This is a genomic window from Terrimonas alba, assembly GCF_042434975.1.
GTDB lineage: Bacteria > Bacteroidota > Bacteroidia > Chitinophagales > Chitinophagaceae > Terrimonas_B > Terrimonas_B alba.
On the sequence record NZ_JBHMQM010000004.1, the window covers coordinates 303,433 to 315,516 of the forward strand.

At 41.6% G+C, this 12,084-nt stretch carries 7 protein-coding genes; all 7 read left to right on the forward strand.

Annotated features, from left to right (window positions below):
- The first annotated feature begins 1 nt into the window (after position 1).
- The 7 genes from ACFEL9_RS13245 to ACFEL9_RS13275 all read left to right on the forward strand — a co-directional run bounded on the left by ACFEL9_RS13245 (position 2) and on the right by ACFEL9_RS13275 (position 11,988).
- The gene (locus tag ACFEL9_RS13245; RefSeq protein WP_385890714.1) at positions 2-1,957 is read left to right on the forward strand and encodes a RagB/SusD family nutrient uptake outer membrane protein; all 1,956 of its coding nucleotides are present in this window, start codon (positions 2-4) and stop codon (positions 1,955-1,957) included.
- 208 nt (positions 1,958-2,165) lie between these two features.
- Positions 2,166-3,533: a glycoside hydrolase family 88/105 protein gene (locus tag ACFEL9_RS13250; RefSeq protein WP_385890717.1), complete on the forward strand. Its 1,368-nt coding sequence runs from the start codon at positions 2,166-2,168 to the stop codon at positions 3,531-3,533.
- A gap of 79 nt (positions 3,534-3,612) precedes the next feature.
- On the forward strand, positions 3,613-4,398 hold the full coding sequence (locus ACFEL9_RS13255; RefSeq protein WP_385890720.1) for an SGNH/GDSL hydrolase family protein: 786 nt from the start codon (positions 3,613-3,615) through the stop codon (positions 4,396-4,398).
- Between the two features lie 85 nt (positions 4,399-4,483).
- The gene (locus ACFEL9_RS13260; RefSeq protein ID WP_385890722.1) at positions 4,484-5,725 is read left to right on the forward strand and encodes an oligogalacturonate lyase family protein; all 1,242 of its coding nucleotides are present in this window, start codon (positions 4,484-4,486) and stop codon (positions 5,723-5,725) included.
- Between the two features lie 270 nt (positions 5,726-5,995).
- Positions 5,996-8,821: a glycosyl hydrolase gene (locus ACFEL9_RS13265; RefSeq protein ID WP_385890725.1), complete on the forward strand. Its 2,826-nt coding sequence runs from the start codon at positions 5,996-5,998 to the stop codon at positions 8,819-8,821.
- Entirely contained in the window at positions 8,821-9,822 is a 1,002-nt protein-coding gene (locus ACFEL9_RS13270; protein WP_385890728.1) for a family 43 glycosylhydrolase, read from the forward strand. Before ACFEL9_RS13265 ends, ACFEL9_RS13270 begins: the two co-directional genes overlap by 1 nt.
- Before the next feature lie 30 nt (positions 9,823-9,852).
- Positions 9,853-11,988 (forward strand): hypothetical protein, encoded by a 2,136-nt coding sequence (locus ACFEL9_RS13275; RefSeq protein ID WP_385890730.1) that lies wholly within the window; start codon positions 9,853-9,855, stop codon positions 11,986-11,988.
- Positions 11,989-12,084 lie beyond the last annotated feature (96 nt).

Below are 12,084 nucleotides of genomic sequence, written 5' to 3' on the forward strand. Positions count from 1 at the left end.
AATGAAAAATAAATTCTTAAATATAACCATAGTGATCCTGTTAATGGTATTGGTTACCATTTCATGTAAGAAGAAATTCTTAGATGAAGAATTGAAAACTTCAAGAGATTTGGAATTTTATAAAACGGATGCCGGTATCCAGCAATTGGTTAATGGAGCCTATCACCAGGTATTTGCCACTCCATTCAATGGGGAAATGGCATTCTCTAATATGTGCTACGGTGTGGATGAATTCCGCGTAGGCGGCGACCCTTCAAATGGTATGTATAACTCTTATGGAAATACTTTTGGCCCTTTTATTACACCTAATAATGGGAATACAGTAGCAGCAAACGCCCAATGGGATAATTTATATATAGGAATCGGCCATGCCAACCTGATAATTGAAAACGCAACGGCCAGCACTTCTCCTGCTGATGCTATTAAAAAAACTGCGTTAGGCGAAGGCTATTTTTTGCGGGCCTATAATTACTTAAGGTTAGTAAGCCAGTATGGGGCAGTACCTTTAAAAACCACGCCCAGTACCACTCCGGATTTAGAGTTTACCCGTGCCGAACCAAAAGACATATTTGCACTGATTATTGATGATCTTACCAAAGCATATGGACTTTTGAGTAATACGGGTTCTCCTGCCAAAATAACCAAAGACGCAGCAGGGCATTATTTAGCCAAAGCATATCTAAGTCGTGCCAGTGAAATAAATGATTCCTGGAATTCTACCACCAAAGCTGCCGACTTGGCTGCTATCGTGCCTTTGTGCGATTCCGTTATTGCTAATCATCCACTGGCGCCAAACTTTGGCGATCTATGGAGATATACCGCTCCCAACGGCGCCAATGAAAACCTGAAAGAAATAATTTTATCAGCGCAGTTTACTTCAGATTTAACCGCAAGTGGTCAAAATACACAGCATTTATACTATGTTTCCCGCTATGAGGATATTGCGCAAATGCAGCGGGACCTAAGTGGCGATCGTCCTTTCAGCCGGCTGTGTCCTAATTTTTACATGTATCGCATTTACGACATGCAAAATGATTCAAGGTTTTGGAAAAGCTTCAGGACAAAACATAAGGTTAATGCTAATGCGCCAACGGCTCCTTATGTGAAAGGAGATTTAGGAATAATGTATGTTATCAATCAACCCGGTGATACCCGGTTTTCTGCAAATGTGCTAAACAATTCGGTGGTATATGGCGCAACCGGTAAAACTATACCTCATGTGTATGTGGCATATAAGACTGGCGTTACGGCCGACGGAGGATGGAACGATACCCGCAAATTTCCATCGTTAAGCAAGTTTATGGATGGTTCCCGTACTGCTGGGTTCAACGATGTAAGAGGCCTTCGGGATATTACACTGGCCCGTTCGGCTGAAACTTATTTGATTGCTGCGGAAGCAAAGATCCGTTTGGCAAATATGGGTACGGGTTCTTATAATGATGCATTACCTTATATCAACCCATTAAGAACAAGGGCGCAATTTGTAAGCGGCGAAAGCCGTTCGGCTTATTATGATGGTGGAGCTGCTCCCAGCAGTGCTCCTCAAACCATACCTCCTTCTTTTTTTCCGGAGAATTCCTATTATGAGTCAAATAATATTCCGGTTACAACAGATGCTTCAGCCAGCTTAGCAGTTACTGATATGGCAACTTTACCGGCAGGAGATGAATATATTATCAGTACACTCGCCTTATCTTCTCCTTACGACAGGGCATTGTGCTTTTTATTGAATGAACGGGCCCGTGAGCTTGCCGGTGAATATTTGCGTTGGCAAGATCTGTCCCGTACTAAAACATTGGTGGCTCGTGCCAAAGCATTTAATCCTGATGCGGCTCCTAACATTCAGGATCGCCATTTGCTAAGGCCAATACCTCAAACATTCCTTGATGGCATACAGGCTGGTGGAGCAGCCTTAACAGGAGCAGAAAAACAAGCAATGCAAAATCCGGGGTATTAATCTTTCTCATACATAAGCAGGCAGTTTTTGAAAATGGCGGCTACGAATTTTGCCGCTATTTTCGTTCTACCAAACGATGATTTGGTGCCAAAAAATTAAATTGGTTTGCCATGAAACCGAGCATGATTAATTTTTCTCACACAGGAGAATGATTATTTGCGAGGTTTCCCGCTCAAAGCGGGACCAAAAAACAATAAAAAATACACGGATGACACAACGAAGTGACCTTCTATTTAAAAATTTGACAGCAGTTTTTTCTTTATCCCTATTGTCCTTTTTCAGCAGCAATGCGCAGCAAAAGCAAACAGATGTAAATGCTCCATTGCATGCCTTGCAACCAGACTATCCCGTTCCTTATGGAGCTCCTTCAAAAGAAAAAGTAAAGGCGGTGCTGGATAGAGTTTACGACTACCTCGATGCGGTTACACCTGCAGCCATGATCAATCAAAAAACAGGTGAAGCTGTAAACGAAACCACCCAATTAGACACCAATACCATTGTAAAGACAGGTGACTTCCGGCTGACCAGCTATGAATGGGGTGTAACCTATTCCGCTTTTCAGCGGGCATTTGAAACCACGAAGGATCAGCGTTATGCCGATTATGTAAAAACAAGATTTGACTTCCTGGCCAAATGGATACCTGCAGTAAAACAAAAATTCGGTATTGATTATATCCGTAAGAAGAAATTGTTGTCCCAGCCAATAGATCCCCACGCCTTGGATGATGCCGGTGCTGTTTGTGCATCCATGATCAAAGCTCAGCGAAGCGGATTGAACAGCAATCTCCGTCCGCTGATTGATAACTATATTAATTATGTATTCACCAAAGAATACCGGCTAAAAGATGGGACACTGGCAAGAATGCGTCCACAAGCCAATACCTTGTGGCTTGATGATTTGTATATGGGAGTGCCGGCGATGGCACAAATGGGCAAGCTCACAGGAGACACAAAATATTTTGATGATGCTGTCAGACAGGTAAGACAATTTGTACAGCGAATGTTCAATAAGGAAAAAGGGTTGTATATGCATGGCTGGGTCGAAAGCATGGCGAAGCATCCTGAATTCAGATGGGCGAGAGCCAATGGCTGGGCCCTGATGACAAAAACCGAGTTGCTGGATGTACTGCCGGAAAATCACCCGGGAAGAGGTTTTGTGTTAAAGCAATTGAAAGACCATGTTAATGGATTGATGGGCTATCAAAATGGAACGGGCTTCTGGCACCAGCTACTTGACAGAAATGATTCTTACCTGGAAACTTCGGCTACAGCTATCTACGCTTATTGCATTGCACATGCCATCAACAAAGGCTGGCTCGATGCCATGACTTATGCCCCTACAGCGATTCTTGCATGGAACGCCGTGTCAACAAAAGTTAATGCACAGGGTCAGGTGGAAGGTACTTGTGTAGGAACAGGAATGGCGTTTGATCCGGCTTTTTATTATTATCGCCCCGTCAATGTATACGCCGCTCATGGCTATGGACCGGTCATTTTAGCTGGTGCAGAAATTTACCAACTGCTGACTAATTTCAAATTTATTATCAACGACAGTTCATTGCAATTGTCAAAATAATAAAAGAATAAATGATGAGTGTTTTAGTTGCAACTTCAAAACGGGGTGGTAATAATTGATGCCATCGTTCTGAAAAATCATGGATAAAAAAACATCAAGAAGATCATTTTTAAAAGTTTCTGCGCTGGCAGGTGCGGCATCAGTGTTGCATCCGGCGTCGGTGATGGCAAGCAGTGTTGCTGGAGAATTGGTTGAAGATAAAGGTCTGGTTTTCTTATTCCAGGGCGATTCCATTACCGACGGTAACCGTGGTCGAAACAAAGATCCAAATCATATCATGGGTCATGGTTATGCATTTTCAATTGCAAGTAGGATAGGTGCTGATTTCGCAGAATCTAATCCTGTTTTTTATAACCGCGGAATTAGTGGCAATCGTATTACTGACCTTGAAGCACGATGGCAAACGGATACGCTGGATATTAAGCCCGATGTGCTGAGTGTATTAATTGGGATCAACGATGCATCCGTCATGATAAAAGAACCTGAGGTGAAGGAAACAATTATTGATCAGTTTGAAACTGGTTATCGAAATATTCTTTTACAGAGCAAACAGCAAAATCATGATACTTTGTTTGTGCTTTGCCTTCCTTTTGTGTACCCGGTAGGCAAAGTGAAAGAGGACTGGGATAAATATCATAATACTGTTGAGCGATTAACGGTGCGCACAAAAAAGCTGGCCAAAGAATTCAACACTGTACTGGTTGATTTCCCGGCTGTATTTGATAAGGCGATAAAAAGAATGCCTGCTGAATACTGGATATGGGACGGTATACATCCTACTGTGCCGGCGCATGAACTGATGGCGAGGGAGTGGATAAAACAGGTAAGTAGCCGGTTAAAATTTCTTCGAAAGTATAAGTATTAATTTTTTTACAGTAAACGGATACAAAATCCGTTACAACCTTATTGAAATTGGATTGATAGACTGATGATATCATAAACAGAATAAAATGTTGAGACAATTTTTTATAGGCAAAAGTATTCTGGTATCGGTTTGCTTGAGTATTGAGTCGACAGCCCAGCCGGTTATGGAAACCGGGGGGCAGAAAATGCCCGATGAATGGATCGATAAAGACACGAAACACAAAGTGATCCGTTTAACACGATTGGAGGGAAAAAGTAATCTCAGCTTTTATTTCCACAACAATCCTTTCATTGGTAACTCCATGGTGTTTTATAGCAGCAACAGGAATAATGTAGATAGTGTTGCCAAACAGGAAATCTCCAGTGTTGTTTCCCCCAACCGGCAAATTCATTTACTTAATCTGAACACATTGAAGTCGGAGCAATTGACCAATCATGTATCACCGATGAATGGTGAGATCGTTGATAACAAAGCAGGTATTGTTTATTACCAAATCAAAGACTCAGTATATAGCGTAAACGCGAAGACGAAAGAGACCAAACTCATCTATGTTTTTCCCAATGATTTTAAAGCAGGTATTACCACGGTGAATGCAGACGGAACCTTGTTGGCAGGCGCTAAGGCGAGTGAAAAAGAAAAGGAGATACTGAAGAACAACCCGAACAAGAGCAGTTATTTTAATTTGATTTATGAAGCCAAGCTGCCACGGACATTGTTTACAATCGATATCAAAACCGGTAAGCTGCAAAAATTATTTACCGACAGTGCATGGCTTAATCATGTTCAATTTTCTACGACTGATCCCAGGCTGCTGATGTTTTGCCACGAAGGTCCCTGGCATAAAGTAAACCGGATCTGGACAATTGATATTAGCACAAAACAGGTGACGCAGATTCACCAACGCATGATGGATATGGAAATTGCCGGGCATGAGTGGATCAGTGCCGATGGTAAAACCATCTGGTATGATTTGCAGCAACCCCGCGGCCAGGTGTTTTTTGTAGAGGGGCATAACATAAAAACGGGACAAAAAATAAAATATCAGTTACAACGGGATGAGTGGAGCATTCATTTTAACAGCAGCATAGATGATAAGCTATTTTGTGGTGATGGCGGAGATCCCGGCCAGGTAGCAAAAGCGAAGGACGGCCGGTGGATTTATTTATTCAAACCGGAGGGAGATCATTTTGTTTCAACCCGGCTGGTGAATATGAAACATCATAATTACAAGCTGGAACCGAATGTACATTTCAGTCCCGATGGCAAGTGGGTAATTTTTCGTGCAAACTTTGAAGGCATAGAGAACGTCTATGCGGCGGAATTATGAGTGGAAGAAAAGTCAGAAGTCAGAAGTCAAAAGTGAAAAGTGCAGAGTGAATGATTGTTCCGTAGGGACAAGATATTAGTAGAAAAAATTAGAAAGGTCAAAATTGAATGATTTGTCCCGTAGGGACAACAGGTGGGTAGCAAAATGATTGTCCCATCAGGGCAACAGACGGGTAGAAAAAATCAAAATAATTTTTTTAGCGTGCCGTAGGTACGCATTGTATCTCAGGTTATAAAATATTAGCGATAGATGAATTTTAAATACACAAGATTGCGGCAAGTCATTTATGTATGGTTGATTTCAATGCAATGCATTTCCGTAAAAGCACAACTAGCCTGGCCATCGGTAACCAATACAACCAAACCATGGACACGTTGGTGGTGGGAAGGAAGCGCTGTGAACAAAGCTGATCTTACATGGAATTTAGAGCAATACCAAAAAGCAGGACTAGGTGGTGTTGAACTCACGCCTATCTACGGAGTGGAAGGTTATGAAAAACAATTCATCAATTTTTTATCGCCTCAATGGATGCAGATGCTGGAACATACATTGAAAGAAGCCAAACGGTTAGGAATCGGTGTTGACCTTGCCAATGGAACCGGCTGGCCTTTTGGCGGGCCGTGGGTAAAAGATAATAATGTCAGCAAAACGATTTATTATAAAATTTATACGGTTAATACGGGCGAACAATTAAAAGAATCCATTGAGTACAAACAAGAAGCATTGGTAAGAACAGCAAATAATAAACCTGCAGCAATAGATACAATTCTCAAACCTGTTTATACAAATAAAAATTTGCAATCGCTGGCATTGGATCAAATACAATATCCCGGAAAGCTGCCATTGAAAAAATTGATGGCTTATGCAGAAGGGAAACCACCTCTCGATTTAGCGAACTCGGTAGATGCAAATGGAAAGCTAAATTGGGTAGCGCCATCAGCAAACAGTCACTGGACATTGTATGCATTGTTTGAAGGCTTGCACGGCAAAATGGTGGAAAGAGCTGCTCCCGGCGGTGAAGGTTATGCCATTGATCATTTTTCCTCAATAGCAGCAAAAAATTATTTTAAAAAATTTGATGAAGCATTTAAAGGATATGATATTTCTTATCTGCGTTCTTTCTTTAATGATTCATATGAAGTGGATGATGCAAAAGGACAAGCGAACTGGACTGAAAATTTATTAACTGAATTCAAAAAAAGAAAAGGCTATGCATTAGAAGATCATTTGCCGGCATTGTTTGGAAAAGATAGTGCAGACAAAAATAGCCGTGTTATTTACGATTACCGCTCTGTGATTGATGAATTATTGCTGGAACATTTTACCATTGCCTGGAAGAACTGGGCGGCAGGAAAGAATAAAATAGTACGCAATCAATCTCATGGTTCACCGGGCAATACACTGGATTTGTATAGCGTAGTAGATATTCCTGAAACGGAAGGCAACGATATACTTCGCTTCAAGTTTGCCACTTCTGCTGCCAATGTAAGCGGAAAAAAATTAGTATCGGCTGAAGCTGCTACCTGGCTCAATGAACACTTTCTTTCATCATGGGGTGATGTGAAGAAGGCTATCGATCTTTATTTTCTTGGCGGAGTGAATCATATTTTTTATCACGGTACAGCTTATTCACCAAAAGAGGCAGCATGGCCGGGTTGGTTGTTTTATGCCGCCGTACATTTTCAACCTGCCAATCCTCAGTGGAAAGATTTTCATGCATTGAACGCTTACATCACAAGAGTACAGAGTTTTTTGCAGAAAGGTAAACCGGATAACGATGTGTTGTTGTATTATCCTATTGCTGACCGTTATTCAGAACCCGGCAATGCATTACTGCAACATTTTGACGGCATGGAAAAAAATTTTGAGAACACCGATTTTGAACATGTATCGAAATGGATGTTGGAGAAAGGATATGGGTTTGATTTTTTCTCAGACAGGCAACTTCAGAATTTTACTGTTTCAGAAAATAAAATAGTAACTGGCGGGAATAGTTATAAAACTATTTTATTGCCTGCAGCTAAATTGGTTCCTCCCAAATCGCTTCAGAAGCTTCTCGAACTGACCAAAAGGGGCGCCACTATTCTTTTTTATAAACAATCACCTATAAATGCTCCGGGTAATGCAATAAAAAGATCAGAGTGGATAGAGTTTTACCCGGTAGAGAGCCGTTTTAATTTTGTACAAAAGGGTGCTTTGAAAAAGGCAGCAATAGGCAAAGGCAGGTTTATTGTCAGCGATGATCTGGATATTTTGCTTGGTCGGGTAAAAGCAAGAAAAGAAAGTTATGCTGAAAAGGGGCTATCTGTATTGCGGCGGAAGAATATAGATGGAAGGGCTTCCTTTATTAATAACCAGACTAATTCTTCTTTTAGTGACTGGATAACATTGAATGAAAAACCGGTTTCTATTGCTTTGTTTAATCCTATGACAGGTAAAAACGGATTGGCAAAACGGAGAAAGAATGATAAAGGTGAAACAGAAGTGTTGCTGCAATTACTGCCTTATGAGTCTGTTATTATTCAGTCATACGATGTTAAAAAGACAGGTGCAATATTTCCTTATTTGGTTGCGGCTGGAGAACCACAATCTATAACAGGAGAATGGACTATTGAGTTTTTAAACGGAGGGCCGGTGATTCCTACAAAAATCATTACCAATGAATTATACTCCTGGTCAGATCTTGATACAAGTGAATATTCAGATTTTTCCGGCACTGCGGGGTATTCTATTAATTTCAATAAGCCATCGGGTACATCATCCGCATACCTGCTTGATCTCGGCAAAGTACATGAAACCGCTGAAGTAATTTTAAATGGGAAAAAGATTGCTACGTTGATCGGGCCAACATTTCAGTGTGTAATACCTGCTTCTGCTTTTCAGCCAAATAATAAACTGGAAATAATTGTTGCGAACTTGATGGCGAATCGTATTTCATACATGGATCGTAATAATCTTCCCTGGAAAATATTTTACAACACCAACATGCCTGCACGCAAAAAAGAAAACGTAAAGAACGGTTTGTTTGATGCATCAGCGTGGAAGCCCTTGCCTTCGGGTTTGCTGGGGCCGGTAACAGTTATTCCGTTGAAATAATGAGTATGAATTTAAAATATATCCTGCCTGTCTTTATTGTACTGTTTTTTTATGAAGCTTCAGCACAAAAAAACAGTGCGCCCAAACCATTGTATGATGATCCGGTATATCATGGCGCTGCCGATCCCGTCATCATTTACAACAAAGCCAAAAAGAAATGGTGGATGCTGTACACCAACCGTCGTGCCTCGATAGAAGACTCAACTGTGCAATGGGTACACGGAACAAGAATTGGTATCGCAGAGAGTAAGGATGGTGTAAAATGGAAATATGTTGATACAGCCAATATCAATTACCGGCCCGATGCCGGTTATACACATTGGGCGCCTGATGTAATTGAACACAACGGCACGTATCACATGTATCTAACGTATGTGCCCGGCACATTTAAAGACTGGAACCATCCGAGAGTGATTGTGCACTTAACGAGTAAGGATTTGCGTAACTGGGATTATCAATCAACGCTTAAACTGGTGAATGAAAAGGTAATTGATGCCTCTGTTTACAGAGTGAATGACACGTTGTGGCGGATGTGGTACAACAATGAGAAAGATGGCAAGAGTATTTACTATGCCGACAGTAGAGATTTATACAACTGGGTAGATAAAGGAAAAGCGATTGATACAAGGGGTGAAGGACCAAAAGTATTTTACTGGCAGCAGCAGTATTTTATGATTGTAGATGCATGGAAAGGAATGGAGGTATATTCTTCGGATGATTTATTAACCTGGAAAAAACAATCGACACGTATTCTTGAAAATCCCGGCAAAGGAAAGGATGACCAGGCTATTGGCGGACATTGTGATGTAGTGGTGAATGGTGGCCGTGCTTTTGTGTATTACTTCACACATCCCGGCAGGAGTAAAGTAAATCCTGCAGCCAGAGGATCATTTGATGATAAACGAAGTGTGATACAGTTAGCTGAATTGAAGTATTTGAATGGTGAGGTAGTGTGCGACAGGGATGAGCCAATAACTGTTCAACTGAAAGTGGCATTATAAACTTGATGGCTCCTTATAACACTCTAATGAATGTATTTTAAAACTTCTTTTCTCTTTATTACAGCTCTGTGTCTCTCTGCCTTTGTGGTTCAATCACAACCCATCAACCGTGAGGCAGTGGTGAAACGCCACAATGTAAAAGTGAATAAGATCGATTCGCTTTCTTCACTCACTGTGGGCAATGGCAACTTCGCTTTTACGGTTGATGCAACAGGCATGCAAAGCTTTCCCGATGCGTATGCCAATGGTGTGCCGCTGGGCACACAATCGGTATGGGGCTGGCACAGCTTTGCCAATACGGAGAACCTGAAGGTAGAAGAAGCACAGAAGATGTACGACCTTGAAGGAAGAAAAATTTCTTACACTGTTCAGTTAAAAGAACCGGAACGATGTAGGAAAGCGGTTGAATATTTTCGTGTGAATCCACATCGTTTGCAGTTGGGTAATATTGGAATGGAGATTGTCAAAAAAGATGGGTCAGTTGCAACAGCAAAAGATATTGAAAACATCAATCAGCAACTGGACTTGTGGACAGGTATCATCAGCAGTTCCTTTACAGTTGAAGATATGCCGGTGGAAATAAAAACTGTTTGCAGTCCACATGAAGATGCAGTGACATTCAAAATTGAATCGCCATTGCTGAAAGAGAAACGGATCAGCATCAGGGTAAAGTTTCCTTATCCAAACGGCCAGTTCAAAGATGTGGGTAATTACTGGATGAAAGAAGAAGCACATTCTTCTGTAGCAAAACCAGGACATAACAGTGTTTTCATTGAAAGGACATTGGATGATTTCAAATATAAGACAAGTCTTTATTGGTCGGACAAATCTTTGTTCAAAGAAAAAAGCAAACATTATTTTTTGATCACACCCGAAAATCTAAAGGGTAACAGTTATGAGCTGACTTGTTTGTTTGAAGGAAAAAAAGAGCTTTCGGTGCTGACGGGTTTTAAAACTATGAGCAAAGCAAGCAGTGAAGCATGGAAAAAATTCTGGCTTAGCGGCGGTGCAGTAGATTTCTCCGCCGTCAATGATCAACGTGCATTTGAATTGGAAAGAAGAGTGGTGTTATCGCAGTACCTCACCAAAGTGAATTGCGCTTCAGCATATCCACCGCAGGAAACAGGCTTAACCTATAATAGCTGGTATGGAAAACCTCATCTGGAAATGCATTGGTGGCACGCCGTACATTTTGCACAATGGGGCCGGCCGGAGCTGATGGAAAAAAGTCTCGACTGGTATTTTACTGTTGCTGAAAAAGCAAGGCTGATTGCCAAACGACAAGGCTTTGATGGATTGCGCTGGCAGAAGATGACGGATAATAATGGTGACGAAGCACCCTCGTCGGTTGGTGCATTCCTCATCTGGCAACAACCGCATTTTATTTACATGGCTGAGTTGCTGTACCGAAGTAAGCCAACGAAAGAAACGGTCACTAAATACAAAGACCTGTTGTTTGCTACGGCAGATTTCATGGCATCGTTTCCAACTTATAATCAGCAAACAAAAAAATATAATCTTGGTAAAGGATTGATCCCGGCACAGGAATGTTTTGATGCAGTAAGCACATTCAACCCAACTTATGAATTATCGTACTGGAGTTGGGCACTGGAAGTGGCGCAACAATGGAGAATACGTGCAGGTTTGCCAAGAGAAAAGAGATGGGATGAGATCATCAAAAACCTCGCACCGCTCCCGCAGGTCAATGGTGTTTATCTCGCGGCAGAAAGTACACCCGATTGTTATGAAACAGGATCAAAATATTTAACGGATCACCCGGCTGTGTTGGGAGCGTACAGTACCATTCCTGCTGCAAATGGTTTGGATACAGTGGTGATGAAAAATACGTATCACACCGTGTTGCAAAAATGGAACTGGAACGAAACATGGGGTTGGGATTATCCGCTGATGGCCATGACCGCTGCCCGCCTGCACATGCCCGAAGAAGCGGTGAATGCTTTATTGATGCCGGTAAGAACGAACACTTATTTAATCAACGGACATAATTACCAGGATGATCGTTTAACGATTTACCTGCCCGGAAATGGCGGAGTGTTAAGTGCAGTAGCATTGATGTGTACAGGTGCGGATGCAGATAAAGAAATCAATACCGGCTTTCCAAAAACATGGAAAGTGAGATGGGAAGGGTTGAAGAAGATGTTTTAAACCCCTGTCCCGTCCTGAGCGAAGTCGAAGGAAAAGGGGAGACTTAGGTCGAATATGCAGTTGTGATTACTTAGCTCCCTAAAGAAGTCATTCAAT

Coding starts and splice junctions, on each gene's coding strand:
- ACFEL9_RS13275 (WP_385890730.1), top strand. CDS start 9,853: ATGTATTTTAAAACTTCTTTTCTCTTTATTACAGCTCTGTGTCTCTCT.
- ACFEL9_RS13270 (WP_385890728.1), top strand. CDS start 8,821: ATGAGTATGAATTTAAAATATATCCTGCCTGTCTTTATTGTACTGTTT.
- ACFEL9_RS13245 (WP_385890714.1), top strand. CDS start 2: ATGAAAAATAAATTCTTAAATATAACCATAGTGATCCTGTTAATGGTA.
- ACFEL9_RS13260 (WP_385890722.1), top strand. CDS start 4,484: ATGTTGAGACAATTTTTTATAGGCAAAAGTATTCTGGTATCGGTTTGC.
- ACFEL9_RS13250 (WP_385890717.1), top strand. CDS start 2,166: ATGACACAACGAAGTGACCTTCTATTTAAAAATTTGACAGCAGTTTTT.
- ACFEL9_RS13255 (WP_385890720.1), top strand. CDS start 3,613: ATGGATAAAAAAACATCAAGAAGATCATTTTTAAAAGTTTCTGCGCTG.